Genomic DNA, 22,722 nt, shown 5'->3' with positions numbered 1-22,722 from the left:
GCAGTCGAGCACGCGCACTGACAGCATCGATGCCGTCCCTGCGCGCTTGGCGCGCGGCCTGGATCTACTGAACTTCCTGCTTGCCGACGTGCGCGACGGGCTGGGCCCGTACCTGTCGATCTATCTGCTGCTGGCACACCGCTGGGATCAAGAGTCGATCGGTTTCGTCATGGCCCTCGGCGGGGTCGGCGCGATCATGGCCCAGGCGCCGGTGGGGGCCCTCGTCGACCGGACAACGGCGAAGCGGGCCCTGATCATCGCCGGCGCGTTGACCATCACCGCCGGGTCGCTGGCCATGCCGGTGTTCCCCGGATTCCTGTCGATCTCGGTGTTGCAAGCCCTAACCGGAATCGCGGGCTCGGTCTTCGCGCCCGCACTGGCCGCGATCACCCTGGGCATCGTCGGGGCCAAGCGCTTCTCACGACGGATTGGGCGCAACGAGTCGTTCAACCACGCGGGAAACGCCTCGGCGGCTGCAATCACCGGTGGGCTGGCTTACTTCTTCGGGCCCGTGGTGGTGTTCTGGGTGCTGGCGGTGATGGCGGCCGCCAGTGTGGTTGCGACCCTGCGCATCCCGGGCGACGCCATTGACCACGACGTGGCCCGCGGGATGGACCACGCCGCCGGCGAACCCCACCTCGCGCCGTCGCGGCTGAGCGTGCTGTGGCACAACCGCAGGTTGATGATCTTCGCCGCGGCGGTCGTCGCGTTTCACTTTGCCAACGCCGCGATGCTGCCGCTGGTCGGCCAACTGCTGGCGCTGCACAACAAGGATGTGGGGACCGCCCTGATGGCCGTGTGCATCGTCGCCGCGCAACTGGTGATGGTGCCGGTGGCCTACCTCGCCGGAGCCAAGGCCGATTCCTGGGGACGAAAGCCGATCTTTTTGTTCGGCTTCGCGGTCCTGGCCGCCCGCGGCCTGCTGTACACGCTCTCCGGCAACCCGTATTGGCTCGTCGGCGTCCAGTTGCTGGACGGGGTGGGGGCGGGTATTTTCGGCGCGCTGTTTCCCCTCGTCGTGCAGGACGTCACGCACGGGACCGGCCGATTCAACGTCAGCCTGGGAGCGGTCACCGCCGCCACGGGTACCGGCGCCGCGGTGTCGAACTACGTCGCCGGCGCGATCGTCGTCGCGGCGGGCTACAACGCGGCGTTCCTGGCACTGGGCGTCCTGGCCGTGGCCGGCTTCGTGCTGTATTTGCTCGGGATGCCCGAAACGGCACCCGGAAAAACAGGACATCGGAGGGTGGCGGACAGAGCGGCGCGAGAGCCGCCGACGACTACGTGATCAAAACCACAGTTTTGTCACGTACTCGCCAGTAGGAGCTCGCTGACTATGGATTTTGCCTAAGATATTGGTAAGCGTAAGCAACCAGAAACGTCCGTCCGACCCGAAAACCAGTGCCATAATTGGTACTACCAGTTTCATGCACTCGTGTGAGCGCGGGAATCCCTTTGGCGGCGCGTAACCTGAAGCCTCGCAGAGCGCTGTCAGGTTAACAAATGGAAGGCGGAGACGTGGAATCGAACGGCAGTGGAGCCGGGTCGGATTCTCATACGATCGGTTCGTCGAACCGTCAACGCCTGGAACAAGTCGTCATCCGATTCGCCGGAGACTCCGGCGATGGCATGCAGTTGACCGGTGACCGGTTCACCTCGGAGGCAGCGCTTTTCGGCAACGACCTGGCGACGCAACCGAACTATCCCGCCGAGATTCGCGCCCCGGCAGGAACCCTGCCCGGCGTCTCGTCCTTCCAGATTCAGATCGCCGACTACGACATCCTGACTGCCGGCGACCGGCCCGACGTGCTGGTCGCCATGAACCCCGCCGCGCTGAAGGCAAACATCGACGACTTGCCCCGCGGCGGAATGGTGATCGCGAATTCCGACGAATTCACCAAACGCAACCTGACGAAGGTCGGCTACGTCACCAACCCGCTGGAGACCGACGAGCTGGCCGAGTACGTCGTGCACTCCGTCGCGATGACCACGCTGACCCTCGGGGCCGTCGAATCGATCGGTGCAACCAAGAAAGACGGTCAGCGCGCCAAGAACATGTTTGCGCTGGGCCTGTTGTCCTGGATGTACGGGCGCCCCATTCAAACCAGCGAGAACTTCATTCGCGAGAAGTTCCTCCGCAAGCCCGATGTCGCCGAGGCCAACGTTCTCGCGCTCAAGGCGGGCTGGAACTACGGCGAGACGACCGAAGCGTTCGGCACCACCTACGAGGTCACCCGGGCGACCCTGCCGGCCGGTGAATACCGTCAGATCTCCGGCAACACCGCCCTGGCCTACGGGATCGTCGCGGCCGGTCAGCTCGCCGATCTGCAGGTCGTGCTCGGCAGTTACCCGATCACGCCGGCGTCGGACATCTTGCACGAGCTGTCCAAGCACAAGAACTTCAACGTCATCACCTTCCAGGCCGAGGACGAGATCGGCGGCATTTGCGCCGCGCTGGGCGCCTCGTACGGCGGCGCGCTGGGTGTCACTACGACGTCCGGGCCGGGTATCTCGCTGAAGTCCGAAGCGATCGGGCTCGGCGTGATGACCGAACTGCCGCTGCTGATCGTCGATGTGCAGCGAGGCGGCCCGTCGACCGGTCTGCCCACCAAAACTGAGCAGGCCGACCTACTGCAGGCGCTGTTCGGCCGCAACGGGGAGTCGCCGGTGGCGGTGCTGGCGCCGCGGTCGCCGTCCGACTGCTTCGAGACCGCCATGGAGGCGGTGCGCATCGCGGTGTCGTACCACACGCCGGTGATCCTGCTGTCCGACGGCGCGATCGCCAACGGCTCTGAGCCGTGGCGCATTCCGGATGTCGGTTCCCTGCAGCCCATCAAGCACACCTTCGCCAGGCCCGACGAGCCTTTCCAGCCGTATGCTCGCGACCCGGAAACGCTGGCGCGCCAATTCGCCATCCCGGGCACACCCGGCCTGGAGCACCGCATCGGCGGCCTGGAGGCCGCGAACGGTTCGGGAGCCATCTCCTACGAGCCGGTCAACCACGACCTGATGGTCCGGTTGCGCCAGGCCAAGATAGACGGCATCGAGGTTCCCGACCTGGAAGTCGACGACCCGACCGGCGACGCGGAGTTGCTGCTGATCGGATGGGGCAGCTCGTACGGGCCCATCGGAGAGGCCTGCCGGCGCGCCCGGCGAAAGGGCGTCAAGGTCGCACACGCCCACCTTCGACACCTGAGCCCGTTCCCCGCCAACCTGGGCGATGTGCTGCGCCGCTACCCCAAGGTGGTGTGCCCGGAGATGAACCTGGGCCAGCTGGCGCTGCTGCTGCGCGGAAAATACCTGGTGGACGTGCAGTCGGTTACCAAGGTTCAGGGGCTTGCCTTCCTGGCTGACGAGGTGGGCCGGGTCATCCGCGCCGCCCTGGCCGGAACTTTGGCGGAAATTGAACAAGACAAGACCATGGTCGCCAGAATGGCGGCAGCGACGGTGGGAGCGGGAGCTAACGCATGACGCGCGCAGTGACGATGCAGAGCGAAGCAATGAGGGGGGGCGGCGCTCATGACTGACGTGATCGGCAGCGAACTGGCGGGGACCGACCTCGGGTTGACGCCGAAGTTGACGAAGAACTTCGGGGTGCCAACCACGGATCAGCCGCAGAAGGGGAAGGACTTCACCAGTGACCAAGAGGTCCGCTGGTGCCCGGGCTGCGGTGACTACGTCATCCTCAACACCATCCGCAACTTCCTGTCCGACCTGGGGCTGCGCCGCGAGAACATCGTGTTCATCAGCGGTATCGGCTGCTCCAGCCGGTTCCCGTACTACCTGGAGACCTACGGCTTCCACTCGATCCACGGCCGCGCGCCGGCCATCGCGACCGGCCTGGCGCTGGCCCGTGAGGACCTGTCGGTGTGGGTGGTCACCGGTGACGGCGACGCCCTGTCGATCGGCGGAAACCACCTGATCCACGCGCTGCGCCGCAATGTCAACATCACGATCCTGCTGTTCAACAACCGCATCTACGGGCTGACCAAGGGTCAGTACTCGCCGACCTCCGAGGTCGGCAAGATCACCAAGTCGACGCCGATGGGCTCGCTGGACCACCCGTTCAACCCGACCTCGTTGGCGCTGGGCGCCGAGGCGACCTTTGTCGGGCGTGCGCTGGACTCCGACCGTGCCGGCCTGACCGAGGTGTTGCGCGGTGCCGCCGAACATCGTGGCGCCGCCGTGGTTGAGATCATGCAGGACTGCCCGATCTTCAACGACGGATCGTTCGACGCGCTGCGCAAGGAGGGCGCCGAAGACCGGGTGATCAACATCCGGCACGGCGCGCCAATTGTGTTCGGCGCCAACGGCGAATACTGCGTGGTGAAGTCCGGCTTCGGTCTTGAGGTGGCCAAGACCGCCGACGTGGCGGCCAGCGAGATCGTCGTGCACGACGCCCACGTCGATGATTCCGCCTACGCGTTCGCGTTGTCGCGCTTGTCCGATCAGAACCTCGACCACACGGTCCTGGGCATTTTCCGGAGCGTGAGCCGACCGACTTACGACGATGCGGCGCGCTCTCAGGTCGAGGCCGCCCGGACGTCAACCCCGTTCGACGCCGTCGCGCTGCAATCGCTGCTGCGCGGCCGCGACACCTGGACCGTCGACTAGGGAGCTGCGCGGGTGCCCGACACACTGTCACTTGCAGGAGTAGTGCTCGTCGGCGGCGAGTCGCGGCGGATGGGTCGCGACAAGGCCACCCTGCCGGGCCCCGGCGGCGTCGGCACGCTGACCGAGTATGTGGTCGGCGTCGTCGCTCAGCGTTGCGACCCGGTCTTCGTCGTCGCCGCCACCGGGCAGCCGGTGCCCGCCGTGCACGCGCGCGTGCTGCGTGACGAGATCCAAGGGATGGGCCCCTTGCCCGCAACCGGACGGGGGCTGCGCGCCGCCGCGGATGCGGGTGCCCGGTACGCCTTTGTATGCGCTGTCGACATGCCGTTGCTGACAACGGATTTCATCGACGATCTGGTGCACCTCGCGGCCGAGACCGGCGCCGAAGTCGTGATGCCGTGGGACGGGCGCAGCCACTACCTAGCTTCGTTGTACCGGACCGATCTGGCCGACCGGATCGACGCACTGGTCGCGGCGGGGGAGCGCAAGATGAGCGCCCTGATCGATGCCTCGGACGTGCAGCAGATCGTGCTGCCGGATTCACGGTCGGTGACCAACGTGAACACCGAGGCGGACTTCCGCGCGCTCGTGCACCCCGGAGCCTGAGCGACTCTCAGCGTTTTCTCGAGCTTGAACTAATTGCTAATCGCAATACTTCTACATTTTTTCTGTCTTGACGATTGCGCTGTCGGCCGTTGGTGCATTCGAAAACGTTATTGGCGGTCCATATTCACCGAGACGCCTCGAGGCGGCGCTTGACCAACTCCGCGTTCGGACGGCATGGCAAAGCCGTATAGCGTTGGGGGAGAAGGGATTTCGGATGCCGGGCCCGGGCGCATCTCGTCCTGGAATTCGCCTGCGCGCTGGTCAATTCGCGCTCAGCCGGTCGCGCGAATTTCTCCTCAGCAAATTGCGTAACGCAAATCGGGTGCGTCTGCCCTCCTGGAGTGGGGGCAGCGCCGCCGGGTCCGCCCCAAGCGCGCCGGGGTGCGTCGACCGATAGGGGCCCGACATCAAAACCCCTGTGGTAGAGCGCAAGTCGAAAGCATCGGGTATCCGACATCGGTTACAAGTCGCTAACACGTGTTCTCGCAGCGATTCTCAGGCGGGGACGCGTACCCACCGCCACGAATAGTGTTGTGGTGAACCGGGTTTGAGCTGCGGTTATCCATCATTTAACGGCCAACGCCACGTCAACAGCACGCTGTGTGCCAGCTCACGATGGGCGGTTGTGGCCCGAACCGGGGCGAGCTCCAGAAGGTGAACCAAATATCGGTTCCGGGCCGTGGCAAATGGTGGGACAACTCACAGATAGGTTGTGATTTGGGTCACAAATGTCTAGATCTGGCGATGGCTGGATGCCTGCGAAAAACGCGTGGCTGACCTGCATGAATAATTTCTGCCCTGCGCCGTAATCGGCTCGTTATAGAACCGAGATATCGGCGTGTCGGATATGACGAATGGAATCGGGTCTCGTACGGTGCCTTTTAGCCCGAAAGGCTTATAAAACAATTGAATCCACGAATCCGCGTGTGAGCGGGGCTGCGGGCGGCGATTGCCGCGAGCGGCCATCGGCTGTTGGCCGACCGGGTAGATCTTGCCCGCCGCTGTCGTGCCCGAACGAGACGGCACGGTCCAAGCAGCTATTCCACATCGTCACCACCCCAATCCACCCCCCGGTGGGTTGTCTTTGGCGCGCGCGAGTGCGAGAGGAGCATTTTGAATAACGTCCGTAAGACGCTCGTCCTGACCGCGATCACGGGAACGCTGCTGAGCGTGCCGTCCGCAACCGCAAGCGCGGAACCGATGGGCATTGACCCGAACGTTGCCCCCGCGGCGCCCGCACCGGACGCGCCCCCGCCCCCCGCTCCGCCGGCTCCCGGCGCCGCGCCAGCCGGTTTCGACCCGAACCTTCCTCCTCCTCCGCCCCCGCCTGCGCCGCCCGCCCCGCCGCCCGCCCCGGTGGGCTTCGACCCGAACCTGCCTCCGCCGCCGGGTGCCCCGGCCCCGGACGCTCCGCCGCCGGTCAAGGCATACAGCGTGAACTGGGACGCCATCGCTCAGTGCGAGTCGGGCGGAAACTGGGCGATCAGCACCGGTAACGGCTTCTCCGGCGGGCTGCAGTTCACCCCGAGCACCTGGCGCGCCAACGGCGGGTCGGGATCGCCGGCCGGTGCCAGCCGTGAAGAGCAGATCCGGGTTGCCGAGAACGTGCTGCGCTCCCAGGGCATCGGCGCCTGGCCGGTGTGCGGCCGTCGCGGCTGACGGACAGCATCTGACAAAGAATGCCGGGTCTTCGGGCCCGGCATTCTTTGTGTGCTCAGGCAGGTAGCGTCGGGGCGGTGACCGCAACGCCGCGTGAATTCGACATCGTCTTGTACGGGGCCACCGGCTTCGTGGGCAAGCTGACCGCCGACTACCTGGCCCAAGCCGGCGGCGGCTCGCGGATTGCGCTGGCCGGCCGCTCGACCGAGCGGCTCCTGGCCGTCCGCAATACTCTCGGTGAGAGCGCACAGTCCTGGCCGGTGATCGCCGCCGACGCGGCTCAGCCGTCGACCCTGCGGGAGATGGCGGCCCGCACCCAGGTAGTCGTGACGACGGTGGGGCCCTACAACCGCTACGGATTGCCGCTAGTGGCTGCCTGCGCCGCGGCCGGCACCGACTACGCCGACCTCACCGGCGAGGCGATGTTCATCCGCGACGCCATCGACCTCTATCACAAGCAGGCCGCCGACACCGGCGCCCGCATCGTGCACTGCTGCGGGTTCGATTCGGTGCCCTCCGATATGACGGTGTATGCGCTCTACCGCGCGGCCCACGCCGACGGGGCGGGCGAGTTGACCGACACCAGTTTCGTGCTGCGCGCGCTGTCCGGCGGGTTCTCCGGCGGCACCATCGCCTCGGTGCTCGACGTGCTGGACGCCTCGTCGAGGGATGCCCAGGTACGCCGCGTGCTAGCCGACCCCTACACGCTGAGCCCTGACCGCGGCGCCGAGCCCGAACTCGGCCGTCAGACGGACCAGCCCTGGGGGCGGGGCAGTCGGATCGCACCGGAACTGAGCGGTCTGTGGACCGCCGGATATCTCATGGGGTCGATCGACACGCGAATAGTGCGGCGCAGCAACGCATTACAGGACTGGGCCTATGGTCGCCGGTTCCGCTACAGCGAATACATGAGCCTGGGGTCTTCGGCCGTCGCGCCGGTGGCGTCGGCCGCCATGGCCGGCGTCGGCACCGCGACGATGGCGCTGGGCGGCCGCTACTTCCGGCTGCTGCCCCGCCGCGTGCTGGATCGCATGCTGCCCAAACCCGGCACGGGTCCCAGCGCGGCCGCGCGGGAGCGCGGCTACTACCGCATCGAGACCTACACCACGACGTCCAACGGCGCGCGGTACGTCGCCCGCATGGAACAGCAGGGCGACCCGGGCTACCAGGCCACCTCGGTGCTGTTGGGGGAGTGCGGCCTTGCCCTCGCGCTGGACCGGGACAAGCTGTCCGAACTGCGCGGAGTGCTCACCCCCGCGGCCGCGATGGGCGACGTTTTGTTGGCACGATTCGGCGCCGCCGGGGTGTCGTTGCGGACCGAGCGGCTCCCCGGGTAGGGCTTTACCTGCGAATTTGGGTGCTTACACGCGGGTAAATTGCGCTCCCTAGAATTGACCGGTGACCGCCAGCCGTACCCCCGCCGCCGACCTGCCCAAGTCGTGGGATCCGGCCGCGGTAGAGAGCGCCATCTATCAGAAGTGGGTGGACGCCGGCTACTTCACTGCGGACCCGACCAGCACCAAGCCCGGGTACTCGATCGTGTTGCCGCCGCCGAACGTCACCGGAAGTCTGCACATGGGTCACGCGCTGGAGCACACCATGATGGACGCCTTGACCCGGCGCAAGCGCATGCAGGGCTACGAGGTGCTTTGGCAGCCGGGTACCGATCATGCGGGCATCGCGACCCAGAGCGTGGTGGAACGGCAGCTCGCGGTCGACGGCAAGACCAAAGAAGATCTCGGCCGGGACCTGTTCATCGGCAAGGTCTGGGATTGGAAACGTGAGTCCGGCGGCACCATCGGCAGCCAGATGCGGCGGCTCGGTGACGGGGTCGACTGGAGTCGTGACCGGTTCACCATGGACGAGGGCCTGTCGCGCGCGGTGCGCACGATCTTCAAACGGCTCTACGATGCCGGACTGATCTATCGGGCCGAGCGGCTGGTCAACTGGTCGCCCAAGCTTCAGACCGCACTGTCCGACATCGAGGTGATCTACGACGAGGTCGAAGGCGAACTGATCTCGTTCCGGTACGGCTCGATGGACGATTCGCAACCCCACATCGTGGTCGCCACCACCCGGGTCGAAACCATGCTGGGCGACACGGCGATCGCCGTCCATCCCGATGACGAGCGCTACCGCGACCTGGTCGGCACGACGCTGCCGCACCCGTTTCTCGACCGCCGACTCGTCATCGTCGCCGACCAGCACGTGGATCCCGAGTTCGGCACCGGGGCAGTCAAAGTCACGCCCGCCCACGATCCGAACGACTTCGAGATCGGGCTGCGGCACAACCTGCCGATGATCTCGATCCTCGATACCAGGGGCCGGATCGTGGACACCGGAACACAGTTCGACGGCATGGACCGATTCGAGGCGCGGGTCGCGGTGCGTGAGGCGCTGGCCGCGCAGGGCCGGCTCGTCGCCGAGAAACGCCCCTATCTGCACAGCGTCGGGCACTCGGAGCGCAGCGGCGAACCGATCGAGCCCAGACTGTCGCTGCAGTGGTGGGTCCGGGTGGAGTCGCTGGCCAAGGCCGCCGGTGACGCAGTCCGTAACGGCGACACAGTGATTCATCCCGCCACCCTGGAGCCGCGCTGGTTCGCCTGGGTCGACGACATGCACGACTGGTGCATCTCGCGGCAGCTTTGGTGGGGCCACCGCATCCCGATCTGGTACGGGCCCAACGGCGAACAGGTCTGCGTCGGCCCGGACGAGACGCCGCCGGAGGGCTGGGTGCAGGACACCGACGTGCTGGACACCTGGTTTTCGTCCGGGTTGTGGCCATTCTCCACGCTGGGCTGGCCGTCGCGGACACCTGAACTGGAAAAGTTCTATCCGATAAGCGTTTTGGTGACTGGATACGACATCCTGTTCTTCTGGGTGGCGCGGATGATGATGTTCGGCACATTCGTCGCCGGCGACGAAGCCATCACGCTCGACGGTCGTCGCGGACCCCAGGTGCCGTTCACAGACGTCTTCTTGCATGGGCTGATTCGTGATGAGTTCGGCCGCAAGATGAGCAAATCCAAGGGCAACGGCATCGACCCGCTGGACTGGGTGGAGAACTTCGGGGCCGACGCCCTGCGGTTCACGCTTGCCCGCGGCGCCAGCCCCGGCGGCGACCTGTCCGTCGGTGAGGATCACGTCCGCGCATCCCGGAACTTCGGTACCAAGCTGTTCAACGCCACCCGATTCGCGTTGCTCAACGGTGCGCGGCCGGCTCCGTTGCCCTCGCCTACCGAGTTGACCGACGCCGACCGCTGGATTCTGGGACGACTGGAACAGGTTCGCGCCGAAGTCGATTCGGCTTTCGACAGCTATGAGTTCAGCCGGGCCTGCGAGTCGCTCTATCACTTCGCCTGGGACGAATTCTGCGACTGGTATGTCGAGTTGGCCAAGACGCAGCTGGCCGACGGGCTCACCCACACCACCGCCGTGTTGGCCGCCGCCCTGGATACCCTGCTGCGGCTCCTGCACCCGGTGATCCCGTTCATCACCGAGGCGTTGTGGCAGGCGCTGACCGACGAGGAATCGCTGGTGATCGCCGACTGGCCCAGGCCGTCCGGAATAACCCCGGATCCGGTTGCCACCCAACGGATTACCGATATGCAGAGGCTGGTCACCGAGGTGCGCCGGTTCCGCAGCGATCAGGGTCTGGCCGATCGGCAGAAGGTGCCCGCCCGCCTGGCCGGTGTCGAGGACGCCGATCTGAACACTCAGGTGGCCGCGGTCACGTCGCTGGCGTGGCTGACCGCGCCCGGCCCGGATTTCCGCGCGTCGGCGTCGGTCGAGGTCCGGCTGGGCCCCAACATGGACCGCACCCTCGTCGTCGAGCTTGATACCTCGGGCACCATCGACGTCGCCGCCGAGCGCCGCCGCCTCGAAAAGGACCTGGCGGCGGCGCAAAAGGAGTTGGCGTCCACCGCAGCCAAGCTGTCCAACGCGGACTTCCTGGCCAAGGCGCCGGATCAGGTGGTCACCAAGATCCGGGACCGCCAGCGGGTGGCGCAGGAGGAGACCGACCGGATCACCGCCAGGCTGGCCGGGCTGCAATGACTTTCGAGCCGCCCGACTGGGAATCGGACACCAGCACGGTTCCCACGCCGGACGAAATCGCGTCGCTGTGGCAGGTCGAGCACCTGCTCGACCAGCGCTGGCCGGAGACCAAGATCGAGCCGAGCCTGACCCGCATCAGCGCGTTGCTGGACCTGCTCGGCTCGCCGCAACTCGGCTATCCGTCGATCCACGTGGCGGGCACCAACGGCAAGACCTCGGTGGCGCGGATGATCGATGCGCTGCTGACCGCGCTGCACCGGCGCACCGGCCGCACCACCAGCCCGCATCTACAATCGGCCACCGAACGCATCGCGATCGACGGAAAGCCAATCAGCCCAGCGCAATACGTCGACACCTACCGCGAGATCGAACCGTTCGTGCAGATGATCGACGCCCAGTCGCAGGCCACCGGCGGCCCGGCGCTGAGTAAGTTCGAGGTGCTCACCGCGATGGCCTTCGCGGCGTTCGCCGATGCGCCCGTCGAAGTCGCGGTGGTCGAGGTCGGCATGGGCGGAAGCTGGGATGCCACCAACGTCGTCAACGCGCCGGTCGCGGTGATCACCCCAATCGGGATCGATCACGTCGAATATCTCGGCGACGACATCGCCGGGATCGCCGGCGAAAAGGCGGGAATCATCACCAAGGCCCCCGACGGTGCACCCGACACCGTCGCCGTGATCGCCAAGCAGGTCCCCGAGGCCATGGAAGTCCTGCTGGCCCAATCGGTTCGGGCTGACGCCGCGGTGGCCAGGGAGGACTCGGAGTTCGCGGTGCTGGGCAGGCAGGTCGCCATCGGCGGCCAGGTGCTGCAGCTACAGGGCCTCGGCGGGGTGTACTCCGACATCTTCTTACCGCTGCACGGTGAACATCAGGCGCACAACGCGGTGGTGGCACTGGCCGCCGTGGAGGCGTTCTTCGGCGCCGGTGCGCAGCGTCAACTCGACGTCGATGCCGTCCGCGCCGGTTTCGCCGGTGTCGCCAGCCCCGGCCGATTGGAACGAATGCGCAGTGCCCCAACGGTGTTCATCGATGCGGCGCACAATCCCGCGGGCGCGGCCGCCTTGGCCCAGACGCTGACCGACGAGTTCGACTTCCGATTCCTGGTCGGGGTGATCGGCGTGATGGCGGACAAGGACGTGGACGGCATACTGGCCGCGCTGGAGCCGGCCTTCAGCTCGGTCGTGGTCACCCACAACGGGTCGCCGCGGGCGCTGGACGTCGAGTCCCTGGCGCTGGCGGCTCAGCAGCGCTTCGGGCCCGACCGGGTGGCGACGGCGGAGAACCTGCGCGACGCCATCGACGTCGCGACGGCGCTGGTGGACGAGGCGACGGTGGCGGGCGAAGCCGAGTCGTTCTCCGGCACCGGGATCGTGGTCACCGGCTCGGTCGTCACCGCCGGCGCGGCCCGCACCCTGTTCGGTCGGGACCCGCAATGACCGAGCGACCCGACAGCCCGGACAACGTCGCCCGCCCGGATCCGTGGCGGAGCTTTCGAGGCGTGATGGCCGCGACGCTGCTGTTGGAGGCGATCGTGGTGCTGCTGGCGATACCGGTGGTGGGCGCGGTCGGTGGCGGCCTGAACCCGGTGTCGCTGGGCTACCTGATCGGGCTGGCGGTGCTGCTGGTTTCACTGGCGGGACTGCAGGGACGGCCCTGGGCGATCTGGGTCAACCTGGGCGTGCAGGTGATCCTGTTGGCAGGCTTTGCCCTGTATCCGGGCGTGGGATTCATCGGTGTGCTGTTCACCGGGTTGTGGGCCCTGATCGCCTATTTCCGTGCCGAGGTGCGGCGGCGAGAGGACGACGGGCCCGCACCACCCAGCTGATCGGCGTGCGGTTGAAGTACGCTGTGCGCCGTGACGGAACGGACGCTGGTATTGGTCAAGCCCGACGGCGTCGCGCGCCGGCTGGTGGGCGAGGTCATCAGCCGCATCGAGCGCAAGGGCCTCACCATTGCCGCGTTGGAGCTGCGCGGCGTGAGCCGCGAGCTGGCCGCCCAGCACTACGCCGAGCACGACGGCAAACCGTTTTTCGAGGCGTTGATCGAGTTCATCACCTCTGGGCCGGTGGTGGCAGCAATCGTGGAGGGCCCGCGAGCGGTCGCGGCGTTTCGGCAGCTCGCCGGCGGCACCGACCCGGTAGAGAAGGCCACACCCGGCACCATCCGCGGTGATTTCGGGTTGGAGACGCAGTTCAACCTCGTGCACGGCTCGGACTCGACCGACTCGGCCAAGCGCGAAATCGCGCTGTGGTTTCCCGGCGTCTAGCCGGGCCGAGCCCCGCGATTGGCGGATTCTGGTTCAGGTTCGCGTAGACCGCCGTAGTGATGTGGGATACTGACTGCGGGTGAACGTCGCCGGACCGGCTTCAGACACCCGAATGAAGACTTAGACAAGCGCGACCATCGCCAGCTCTCGATGTTGCGCGGCATGTCAGGCCGACATTCAGCACGGCGCCGAGTGAGCTCCAGATGAGCCATTCGGGGCGAGACCATCACAAGCCCGGGAGATAGTGACCCGAGCACATAGCGAAGCCCTCGCGTGGCCGCGTCGCAATGACGCGCCCGGGGGCTTGAGGAGAATACGTGATAGACGGTGGCCCAACTTCAGAATCATCACAAGAACCTGTCCAGCAGGATGACCTGCCGGATCGGCTGAGAGTCCACTCGCTGGCGCGGGCGCTGGGAACTACCAGCAAGCGCGTGGTCGACGCGCTCGCCGCGCTCGACGGGCGCATTCGAAGCGCGCATTCCGGGGTGGACTACGAAGAAGCCATCAGGGTGCGCGACCTGCTCTCGGCCCGACCGCCCGAGGACCTGGTCAACGCCGTGAACGTGGCGGCCGGCAACGAGGTCGGGGGCACGTCGGACGCTTCGGCCGAGCGGCCGCACTACATGCCGTTGTTCGTCGCGCCGCAACCGGTGGAGGCGGCAGAGGCGAGCGGGGTCGATTTCGACGCTTCGGGCGGCGACTCCGACGACGACGAGGAGGACGACCAGGTCGACCGGCCCGCAAGCCGGCGGCGGCGCCGGGGCCGGCGGGGGCGCGGCCGCGGTCGCGGTGAGCAGGGCGGATCCGACGGGCAGGGCGACGACGACAGCGATTCGGACCGGCGCGGCGCCGCGGATGCCGAAGACGCCGATGACGAGGATTCGGACGACTCCGACGACGGCGACAGCGACGACGACAACGGCTCGGCGGACGGGGGCAACCGCCGCCGCCGCAGGCGGCGGCGCCGGAAGTCGGGCTCGGCAGACGACAACGACGAGTCGCCGTCGCCGGATGACCCGCCGAACACCGTCGTGCACGAGCGGGCGCCCCGCGGTAAGTCCGGGTCGGATGACAAGGGCTCCAACGGCTCGAGCAACGCCGAGATCAAGGGCATCGACGGCTCGACGCGGCTGGAGGCCAAGCGGCAGCGACGCCGCGACGGGCGCGACGCCGGAAGGCGCCGCCCGCCCGTATTGACCGAGGCGGAGTTCCTGGCGCGCCGGGAAGCCGTCGAGCGGATGATGGTCGTCCGCGACCGGGTCCGCACCGAACCGCCGCACCCGGGCGCGCGGTACACGCAGATCGCGGTCCTCGAGGACGGCATCGTCGTCGAACACTTCGTCACGTCGGCCGGCTCGGCGTCCCTGGTGGGCAACATCTACCTCGGGATCGTGCAGAACGTGCTGCCCTCGATGGAGGCGGCGTTCGTCGACATCGGTCGCGGCCGCAACGGTGTGCTGTACGCCGGCGAGGTCAACTGGGACGCCGCCGGATTGGGCGGCTCCGAGCGCAAGATCGAAAAGGCCCTCAAGCCCGGCGACTACGTCGTCGTCCAGGTCAGCAAGGACCCGGTCGGGCACAAGGGCGCGCGGCTGACCACCCAGGTGTCCTTGGCGGGGCGCTATCTGGTCTACGTGCCGGGCGCCTCGTCGACCGGGATCAGCCGCAAGCTGCCCGACACCGAGCGTCAGCGGCTCAAGGAGATCCTGCGCGATGTGGTGCCGTCGAATGCCGGCGTGATCATCCGCACCGCGTCCGAGGGTGTCAAGGAAGACGACATCCGCCACGACGTCACCCGCCTGCAGGAGCGCTGGGAACAGATCGAGGCTAAGGCCGCCGATGTCAAGGGCAAGGCCGCCGGCGCCGCAGTCGCGTTGTACGAAGAGCCCGACGTGTTGGTCAAGGTGATTCGCGACCTGTTCAACGAGGACTTCGCCGGACTCGTCGTATCGGGCGACGAAGCCTGGAACACCATCAACGAGTACGTGAATTCGGTTGCGCCCGAACTTGTTTCGAAACTCACCAAGTATGAGCCCGCGACCGGGCCGGACGATCAGCCGGGGCCTGATGTATTCGCGGTGCACCGCATCGACGAGCAACTGGCCAAGGCGATGGAGCGCAAGGTGTGGCTGCCGTCGGGCGGGACGCTGGTGATCGACCGGACCGAAGCGATGACGGTGGTCGACGTCAACACCGGCAAATTCACCGGGTCGGGCGGCAACTTGGAGCAGACGGTCACCAAGAACAACCTGGAGGCCGCCGAGGAGATCGTCCGGCAACTGCGGCTGCGTGACATCGGCGGCATCGTGGTCATCGACTTCATCGACATGGTGCTCGAGTCCAACCGGGATCTGGTGCTGCGCAGACTGACCGAGGCGTTGGCCCGTGACCGCACCCGCCATCAGGTATCGGAGGTGACATCGCTGGGCCTGGTGCAGCTGACCCGCAAGCGGCTGGGTACCGGACTCATCGAGGCGTTCTCGACGTCGTGCCCGCACTGCGCCGGTCGCGGCATCCTGCTGCATGCCGACCCTGTCGATTCGGCGCCGGCCAGTGGGCGTGGCAAGTCCGAATCCGGCGGTCGGCGCGGCAAGCGGTCCAAGAAGAGCCGGGGCGAGGAGCCGCCGGTGGCCAAGGTGCCGACGCACGCTCCCGGCGAGCATCCGATGTTCAAGGCGATGGCTGCGGGTTCGGCCACGGTGACCGAGATCGCCGACGGTGAATCCGAGGCGGAAGCCGATGACGAGCGGGCCGAGGCACGGGGTCCGGCCGACGTGGAGGATACCGACGTCGAGGACACCGACGTCGGCCCCGAGGACGTCGACGAAGACCACTCGGACGACGACGATGATGGCGACGACGACGATGATGGCGACGAGGACGACGAGGACGACGACCTGGACGACGAGGACCTCGACGATGACGACGAGGACCTCGACGATGACGACGAGGATCTCGACATCGAGGACGAGGATCTGGACGTCGAGGATTCCGACTCCGTCGAAGACTCCGACGACGGCGCGGTCAACGGCGGGTTCGGGCGTCCACGTCGGCGCCGCGCCGCCGGCCGGCCGGCCGGGCCCCCGATCCACGCCGACTGACCAGCTGGCCGGGTGCCCGTGACGTGCGGCGGCACCGATGTCGTAGGAGTCAACACGCCGGTTTGACCCTCTAGCCGCTGGTCACGTACCCTTGGACAGTTGTCGTCACGCCGAGCAACCAGACTGTGGCCGGCGACAGCGGGACTCCCGGGGAACCGGCGCAGGCCCGCACCCCAGACCCACCACACGCATCGCGACTGGCATGCGCGTGGAAGACGTGAGAAAGAGCAGGAGCAGCGATGGCGACCTACGCAATCGTCAAGACGGGCGGCAAGCAGTACAAGGTCGCCGTCGGGGACGTGGTCAAGGTCGAGAAGCTCGACTCGGAACCGGGTGCCAAGGTGTCGCTGCCGGTCGCACTGGTCGTCGACGGCGCCAACGTGACCACCGACGCCAAGGCCCTGGCCAAGGTGGCCGTGACCGGCGAGGTTCTCGAACACACCAAGGGACCCAAGATCCGTATCCACAAGTTCAAGAACAAGACCGGCTACCACAAGCGTCAGGGACATCGTCAGCAGCTGACGGTCCTGAAGGTCACCGGGATCAAGTAGCGGAGGCGACACAATGGCACACAAGAAGGGCGCTTCCAGCTCGCGCAACGGGCGCGATTCGGCGGCTCAGCGGCTGGGGGTCAAGCGGTTCGGCGGCCAGGTCGTCAAGGCCGGCGAGATCCTGGTCCGGCAGCGCGGCACCAAGTTCCACCCCGGCGCCAACGTCGGGCGCGGCGGCGACGACACGCTGTTTGCGAAGGAGACGGGCGCCGTCGAGTTCGGCGTCAAGCGCGGCCGCAAGACCATCAGCATCGTCGCGGCCGGTCAAACCACCGACTGAGGTCGCTGCGCCCCGTGCATGCGGGTAGCTGAGAGGACCCCGGATGCCTCGGTTTGTCGATCGCGTCGTCATCCACGCACAGGCGGGCTCCGGCGGCAACGGCTGTGCGTCGGTCCATCGCGAGAAATTCAAGCCGCTCGGCGGCCCCGACGGCGGTAATGGCGGCCGCGGCGGCAGCATCGTCTTCGTCGTCGACCCCGCCGTGCACACCCTGTTGGACTTTCATTTCCGACCCCACGTCACCGCGCCGAACGGCAAGCAGGGGATGGGCAGCAACCGCGACGGCGCCGCCGGGGCGGACCTGGAGGTCAAGGTTCCCGACGGCACGGTCGTGCTGGACGACAACGGCCGGCTGCTGGCCGACCTGGTCGGCGCGGGCACCCGGTTCGAAGCCGCCGCCGGCGGCCGTGGCGGACTGGGCAACGCCGCGCTCGCCTCGCGGGCCCGTAAGGCGCCCGGCTTCGCGCTGCTCGGCGAGCCCGGGCAGGCCCGCGACCTGACCCTCGAGCTCAAGACCGTCGCCGACGCCGGCCTGGTGGGGTTTCCCTCCGCCGGCAAGTCCTCACTGGTGTCGGTGATATCGGCGGCCAAACCGAAGGTCGCCGACTATCCCTTCACCACCCTGGTGCCCAACCTCGGTGTGGTCTCGGCCGGCGAGCACACCTTCACCGTGGCCGACGTGCCCGGCCTGATCCCCGGTGCATCGGCGGGTCGCGGGCTGGGCCTCGACTTCCTGCGGCATATCGAGCGGTGCGCGGTGTTGGTGCACGTGGTCGACTGCGCAACCATGGACCCGAGCCGTGACCCGATCTCCGACATCGACGCGCTGGAAGCCGAACTCGCCGCGTACACGCCGACGTTGCAGGGCGATGCGACGCTAGGCGATCTGGCCGAGCGGCCCCGCGCGGTGGTGCTCAACAAAATCGACGTACCCGAGGCTCGTGAGCTGGCCGAATTCGTCCGTGGCGAGATCGCCGAACGCGGCTGGCCGGTGTTCCTGGTGTCGACCGTGACCCGGGAAGGATTGCAGCCGTTCATTTTTGGCCTGTGGCAGATGATCGATTCCTACAACGCCGCGCGCCCACCCGTGGTGGCGCGACGGCCCGTGATTCGTCCGGTGCCGGTGGACGAGAGCGGATTCACCGTCGAACCCGACGGACAGGGCGGTTTTCTGGTCAAAGGCGCGCGCCCCGAGCGCTGGATCGGGCAGACCAACTTCGACAACGACGAGGCGGTCGGGTATCTCGCCGACCGGCTGGCGCGTCTCGGTGTCGAGGAGGAACTGCTGCGGCTGGGTGCGCAGCCCGGGTGCGCCGTGACCATCGGCGAGATGACCTTCGACTGGGAGCCGCAAACGCCTGCGGGACAGCAGGTCACGCTGACGGGCCGGGGCACCGATGTCCGGCTGGAGCAGACCGATCGCGTCGGCGCGGCCGAGCGCAAGCAGGCCCGGCGTCGGCGCCGCGAGCACGGTGGCGAGCCGTGAGCACCCATCGTGCTGCAATCCGCACCGCTCGCAGCCTGGTCGTCAAGGTCGGAACCAACGCACTGACCACGGCGGCCGGGGTATTCGACGCCGGGCGGCTGGCCGGGCTGGCCGACGCGATCGAGTCGCGGATGAAGGCTGGCACCGACGTCGTGATCGTGTCGTCGGGTGCGATCGCCGCCGGCATCGAACCACTCGGGTTGAACCGTCGCCCAAAGGATTTGGCGACCAAGCAGGCGGCGGCAAGCGTCGGGCAGGTCGCGCTGGTCAATGCGTGGAGCGCAGCCTTCTCCCGTTACGGCCGCACCGTCGGTCAGGTGCTGCTGAGCGCCCAGGACATTTCGATGCGGGCCCAGCACACCAACGCCCAGCGCACGCTGGACCGGTTGCGCGCGCTGCATGCGGTGGCAATCGTCAACGAGAACGACACGGTGGCCACCAACGAAATACGGTTCGGCGACAACGATCGCCTATCGGCGCTGGTGGCCCACCTGGTAGGAGCCGAGGCGTTGGTGCTGCTCTCCGACATCGACGGGCTGTACGACGCCGACCCGCGAAAAGCCAAGGGGGCGCGTTTCATTCCCGAGGTGACGGGGACGTCGGATCTGGCCGGTGTCGTCGCCGGGCCCGGCAGCGCGCTGGGGACCGGCGGAATGGCATCCAAGATGTCGTCGGCGCTGCTGGCCGCCGATGCCGGGGTGCCGGTGCTGCTGGCCGCCGCCGCCGATGCTGCGACGGCACTGGCCGAGGCCTCGGTGGGGACGGTGTTTGCCGCTCGGCCGCAACGGATGTCGGCCCGGCGATTCTGGCTGCGCCATGCCGCCGATTCGGCCGGGTCGCTGACCCTCGACGACGGTGCCGTGCGTGCCGTTGTGCAGCAACGCCGTTCGCTGCTGGCCGCGGGTATCACCGCGGTTTCGGGGCAGTTCCATGGGGGCGATGTGGTGGAACTGCGCGGGCCGGACGCCGTCGTCGTCGCCCGCGGCGTGGTGGCCTACGATGCGACGGAGCTCGCCGCCGTCATGGGCCGGTCCACCTCCGAATTGCCGGATGAGTTGCGCCGGCCCGCGGTGCATGCCGACGACTTAGTCGCCGTCTAGGACGCGGTCTTCAGATACAGTGTGTTCCAGATGATTTCGGCCAGGGTCGCGGCCAGCTCGGCATCGTAGGAGACCGGCTCGGCGGGCAGGTTCTGCTGGCAGGTTCGTTCCACCATCCAGGTCAACGCGCTGGCGGTGGTGGCTGCGGCGAGTTCGGCGCGGACGGAGCCGTCGGCCTGGCCGTCCTCGATGACGCGGGTCAACCGGCCGGTGATCGCCGTCAACAGGTTGCGGTAGGTCGCGCCGACGACCGGGTCGTAGGCGGCCATCTCGTTGAGCGCGACGAGCACCGGTTGGTGGCGCCGATAGTTGGCGACCAGACTCGTCATCGCCGCGCGGACGTCGTCGGGATCGCGGCGCCCCGCCACCTTCCACCAGCGATCCGCGCTGTCGGCCAGGTCGGCGAACACCTGGCCGGCAAGCCGGCGCAGCAGATGACCCTTGTCCTCGAAGTAGATGTAGAAGCTGGCCCGCGAAATCCCGGCCTCGGTCGACAGCCGGTCCACGCTGAGCTCGGTGAAACTGGCGCCGTCGCGCATCAGCCGCTCGGTGGCGTCGAGCAACCGGCGCTCCATTTGCTCGCGCCGCTGCTGCCGCGCGTTCTCCCGCTTGGCCAGCGGCTTGCGGGTGACGGACGGCATCGTCCGAGCATAACCGAACTTTTGACATATTGACTAGACATACTGTCTAGGCATACTGTCGGTCACAGTTTTGACTGGCGGTCAAGGGTGACGAAGGGCCAACGATGACGACGACCGAAACCTCGGGCAGGCACCGCGCGTACGACCCGATCGACCTGTCCTCCCGGGCGTTCTGGTCCACGACGGCGGCCGACCGGGAACGCTCATTCACCGAGTTGCGCGCTGAACGGCCGGTGAGCTGGCACCCGCCGGTCGAAGAGTCGCTGATGCCGGATCCCAGCGATCCGGGCTATTGGGCGGTCACCCGGCGCGACGACATCGTCACGGTCAGCCGCGACAACGAGACATTCATCTCCGGGCAGGGCGTGATGTTCGAGAGCATTCCGGTGGAGCTGCTCGAGGCCTCGCAGTCGTTTCTGGCGATGGACCCGCCGCGGCATACCAAGCTGCGCAAGCTCGCCCATGCCGCGCTCAGTCCCAGGCAGGTACGTCGCATCGAGGAGTCGATCCGGGCTAACTCCAGGGCGATCGTCGACGAGCTCCGTGCGGCCGGCAGCGGTGCGGATTTCGTCGACCTCTGCGCCAAGGAGCTGCCGATCCGCACACTCTCGGACATGGTGGGCATCCCCGATTCCGAGCGGGAGCGCATGGCGCACGCCACCGACGCCCTCGTGTCATGGGCGGATCCGGATTTCCTACAGGGGCGGCCCGCGCTGGATGTCATCTTCGAGCAACAGATCTACCTGCACCAGGTCGTCGGCACGCTTGCCGCGGAACGTCGCGAGCAGCCCGGGGACGATTTGATCAGCCGCCTGGTGCACGCCGAGGTGGACGGCGACCGCCTGACCGATGCTGAGGTCGCGGCGTTCTTCGTGCTGCTGTCGGTGGCGGGCAACGACACCACGCGCCAGACGATCAGTCACGCGATGAAGGCGCTCACCGACTTCCCCGATCAAAGAGCATGGCTACTAGAGGATTTCGACAATCGCATCGGCACCGCCGTCGAGGAGTTCATTCGCTGGGCCACGCCGGTGATGACGTTCCGCCGCACCGCGACAAGGGATTACGAGCTGGGTGGCCAGACCATCACCGCGGGAGACAAGGTGGTGATGTTCTACGCATCCGGCAATTGGGACACCGAGGCGTTCGACCACCCGGAGCGATTCGACCTGAGTCGCAGCCCCAATCCGCATGTCGGGTTCGGCGGCGGGGGACTGCATTTCTGCCTCGGCGCGCACGTGGCGCGCGCACAGCTGCGCGCGATCTTCGGGGAGCTGCTGCGCCAGCTGCCTGACATTCGGGCCGGCGAACCGGCGTATGTAGCGGGCAATTTCGTGCACGCCGTTGGCGCCATGCCCTCCACGTTCTAGCGCAACGCGGGCGCCGTCAGTTCGGTGGCAAGCAGCGTCAGCAGCTCCGAGCAGCCGCCGTCGACCTTCACCGTGGCCAACTCGTCGCCGCGGGTGCGTCCGCGGTTGACGATCGCGACCGGGATGCCGAGTGCTGCGGCGTGGCGCACGAACCGATAGCCGGAGAACACCGTCAGCGACGACCCCGCGACCAAAAGCGCCTGGGCGTCATCGACCAATGAATAGGCCTCGGCCACAGTCGCTTTGGGGACGCTTTCGCCGAAGTAGACGATGTCGGGCTTGAGCGTGCCGGCGCAGCGCGGGCAGTCGAGGTATCGGAAGGACGCGGTGTCGGCGACGACGGCGTCGGCGTCGGGAGCCACCGCAAGGCCGCCGATCGCCTCGGCGCACTCGATGAATCCCGGGTTGAGCGCCTCGAGTTGCTCCGCCAGCGCGGCGCGGCTCATGGTGTGCCCGCAGCCCAGGCAGGCCACCTGTGCGTAGGTGCCGTGCAGGTTGATGACGTTTCGGCTGCCGGCCTTGGTATGCAGCAGGTCGACGTTCTGGGTGATCACGCCGATCACTACGCCGGCATCCTCGAGGGCGGCCAGCGCGCGATGGCCGGCATTCGGCAGGGTGTCGTCCATGTGCCGCCAGCCGACATGGTTGCGCGCCCAATATCGTTGCCGGAATACCGGATCCGAGGTGAACTGCCGGATGGTCATCGGGTTGCTGGGCGGCGAGTCCGGGCCGCGGTAGTCGGGGATGCCGGAATCGGTCGACATTCCGGCGCCGGTCAGCACCGCGATCCGGCGATCGGCCAGCAGCGCGAGCAGCTCCGGCAATTCGGCGCAGCGAGTGGTCACCTATTCAAGCGTACGGGTCTCACCGACAGAGTCCCGCGGTACTAGTCGCCGGTGCGTTCATACTTCAGTTTCTCGTCGTAGGGGCGTCCCATCCATTTTCAGCCTCCCGGCGTCCACGGTCCAAGACACGATAGATCCGGCGGC

18 protein-coding genes are annotated in these 22,722 nt (G+C 67.3%); 16 read left to right on the top strand and 2 right to left on the bottom strand.

All coding sequences use genetic code 11. The features are described from left to right. The first annotated feature begins 25 nt into the window (after nt 1–25). The 15 genes from MSG_RS17205 to proB all read left to right on the top strand — a co-directional run bounded on the left by MSG_RS17205 (nt 26) and on the right by proB (nt 19,722). On the top strand, nt 26–1,288 hold the full coding sequence (locus MSG_RS17205; RefSeq protein WP_096441437.1) for an MFS transporter: 1,263 nt from the start codon (nt 26–28) through the stop codon (nt 1,286–1,288). Between the two features lie 230 nt (nt 1,289–1,518). Continuing rightward, nucleotides 1,519–3,471 carry a 2-oxoacid:acceptor oxidoreductase subunit alpha gene (locus MSG_RS17200; protein ID WP_096444628.1) on the top strand — a complete coding sequence of 651 codons (1,953 nt, stop codon included), beginning with the start codon at nt 1,519–1,521 and terminating at the stop codon, nt 3,469–3,471. A gap of 48 nt (nt 3,472–3,519) precedes the next feature. Further along, on the top strand, nt 3,520–4,614 hold the full coding sequence (locus MSG_RS17195; RefSeq protein WP_096441435.1) for a 2-oxoacid:ferredoxin oxidoreductase subunit beta: 1,095 nt from the start codon (nt 3,520–3,522) through the stop codon (nt 4,612–4,614). 12 nt (nt 4,615–4,626) lie between these two features. Then, entirely contained in the window at nt 4,627–5,220 is a 594-nt protein-coding gene (gene mobA / locus MSG_RS17190; RefSeq protein ID WP_096441433.1) for a molybdenum cofactor guanylyltransferase, read from the top strand. Nucleotides 5,221–6,333: 1,113 nt separating this feature from the next. After that, nucleotides 6,334–6,879 carry a transglycosylase family protein gene (locus MSG_RS17185; protein ID WP_096441431.1) on the top strand — a complete coding sequence of 182 codons (546 nt, stop codon included), beginning with the start codon at nt 6,334–6,336 and terminating at the stop codon, nt 6,877–6,879. A gap of 77 nt (nt 6,880–6,956) precedes the next feature. Beyond that, nucleotides 6,957–8,216 (top strand): saccharopine dehydrogenase family protein, encoded by a 1,260-nt coding sequence (locus tag MSG_RS17180; RefSeq protein ID WP_096441429.1) that lies wholly within the window; start codon nt 6,957–6,959, stop codon nt 8,214–8,216. A 61-nt stretch (nt 8,217–8,277) separates the two neighbouring features. Beyond that, complete coding sequence (locus MSG_RS17175) at nt 8,278–10,935, top strand: valine--tRNA ligase (RefSeq protein WP_096441427.1); 2,658 nt, start codon at nt 8,278–8,280, stop codon at nt 10,933–10,935. After that, nucleotides 10,932–12,371, top strand: coding sequence for a bifunctional tetrahydrofolate synthase/dihydrofolate synthase (gene folC, locus MSG_RS17170; RefSeq protein WP_096441425.1), 1,440 nt, complete (start codon nt 10,932–10,934; stop codon nt 12,369–12,371). Before MSG_RS17175 ends, folC begins: the two co-directional genes overlap by 4 nt. Next, a complete protein-coding gene (locus MSG_RS17165; RefSeq protein ID WP_096441423.1) occupies nt 12,368–12,760 on the top strand; it encodes a DUF4233 domain-containing protein in 393 nt (130 codons plus the stop codon). Before folC ends, MSG_RS17165 begins: the two co-directional genes overlap by 4 nt. Nucleotides 12,761–12,790: 30 nt before the next feature. Then, a complete protein-coding gene (ndk, locus tag MSG_RS17160) occupies nt 12,791–13,201 on the top strand; it encodes a nucleoside-diphosphate kinase (RefSeq protein ID WP_096441421.1) in 411 nt (136 codons plus the stop codon). 317 nt (nt 13,202–13,518) lie between these two features. Continuing rightward, nucleotides 13,519–16,305: an Rne/Rng family ribonuclease gene (locus tag MSG_RS17155; RefSeq protein WP_096441419.1), complete on the top strand. Its 2,787-nt coding sequence runs from the start codon at nt 13,519–13,521 to the stop codon at nt 16,303–16,305. Nucleotides 16,306–16,544: 239 nt separating this feature from the next. Next, the gene (gene rplU, locus MSG_RS17150; protein WP_096441417.1) at nt 16,545–16,856 is read left to right on the top strand and encodes a 50S ribosomal protein L21; all 312 of its coding nucleotides are present in this window, start codon (nt 16,545–16,547) and stop codon (nt 16,854–16,856) included. A 13-nt stretch (nt 16,857–16,869) separates the two neighbouring features. Beyond that, entirely contained in the window at nt 16,870–17,136 is a 267-nt protein-coding gene (gene rpmA / locus MSG_RS17145; protein WP_096441415.1) for a 50S ribosomal protein L27, read from the top strand. A gap of 43 nt (nt 17,137–17,179) precedes the next feature. Further along, a complete protein-coding gene (gene obgE / locus MSG_RS17140; protein ID WP_096441413.1) occupies nt 17,180–18,622 on the top strand; it encodes a GTPase ObgE in 1,443 nt (480 codons plus the stop codon). After that, entirely contained in the window at nt 18,619–19,722 is a 1,104-nt protein-coding gene (gene proB, locus MSG_RS17135) for a glutamate 5-kinase (RefSeq protein ID WP_096441410.1), read from the top strand. Before obgE ends, proB begins: the two co-directional genes overlap by 4 nt. Here proB and MSG_RS17130 read toward each other — a convergent pair. Beyond that, complete coding sequence (locus MSG_RS17130) at nt 19,719–20,363, bottom strand: TetR/AcrR family transcriptional regulator (RefSeq protein ID WP_096441408.1); 645 nt, start codon at nt 20,361–20,363, stop codon at nt 19,719–19,721. The genes proB and MSG_RS17130 overlap by 4 nt on opposite strands. Before the next feature lie 104 nt (nt 20,364–20,467). Between MSG_RS17130 and MSG_RS17125 the strand changes: the two genes are divergently transcribed. Continuing rightward, nucleotides 20,468–21,733: a cytochrome P450 gene (locus MSG_RS17125; RefSeq protein ID WP_096441406.1), complete on the top strand. Its 1,266-nt coding sequence runs from the start codon at nt 20,468–20,470 to the stop codon at nt 21,731–21,733. Here MSG_RS17125 and MSG_RS17120 read toward each other — a convergent pair. Then, entirely contained in the window at nt 21,730–22,578 is an 849-nt protein-coding gene (locus tag MSG_RS17120) for an SIR2 family NAD-dependent protein deacylase (RefSeq protein ID WP_096441404.1), read from the bottom strand. The genes MSG_RS17125 and MSG_RS17120 overlap by 4 nt on opposite strands. Nucleotides 22,579–22,722 lie beyond the last annotated feature (144 nt).

Origin of the sequence: Mycobacterium shigaense (assembly GCF_002356315.1) — a bacterium.
GTDB lineage: Bacteria > Actinomycetota > Actinomycetes > Mycobacteriales > Mycobacteriaceae > Mycobacterium > Mycobacterium shigaense.
The sequence above is the reverse complement of the archived record's forward strand: the minus strand, read 5'-3'. Positions and strand labels throughout refer to the sequence as shown.

Bases quoted from the DNA above. Each gene is read 5' to 3' on its own strand.
- MSG_RS17125 (WP_096441406.1), top strand. From the start codon at position 20,468: ATGACGACGACCGAAACCTCGGGCAGGCACCGCGCGTACGACCCGATC.
- obgE (WP_096441413.1), top strand. From the start codon at position 17,180: ATGCCTCGGTTTGTCGATCGCGTCGTCATCCACGCACAGGCGGGCTCC.
- MSG_RS17165 (WP_096441423.1), top strand. From the start codon at position 12,368: ATGACCGAGCGACCCGACAGCCCGGACAACGTCGCCCGCCCGGATCCG.
- folC (WP_096441425.1), top strand. From the start codon at position 10,932: ATGACTTTCGAGCCGCCCGACTGGGAATCGGACACCAGCACGGTTCCC.
- MSG_RS17195 (WP_096441435.1), top strand. From the start codon at position 3,520: ATGACTGACGTGATCGGCAGCGAACTGGCGGGGACCGACCTCGGGTTG.
- MSG_RS17130 (WP_096441408.1), bottom strand. From the start codon at position 20,363: ATGCCGTCCGTCACCCGCAAGCCGCTGGCCAAGCGGGAGAACGCGCGG.
- rplU (WP_096441417.1), top strand. From the start codon at position 16,545: ATGGCGACCTACGCAATCGTCAAGACGGGCGGCAAGCAGTACAAGGTC.
- rpmA (WP_096441415.1), top strand. From the start codon at position 16,870: ATGGCACACAAGAAGGGCGCTTCCAGCTCGCGCAACGGGCGCGATTCG.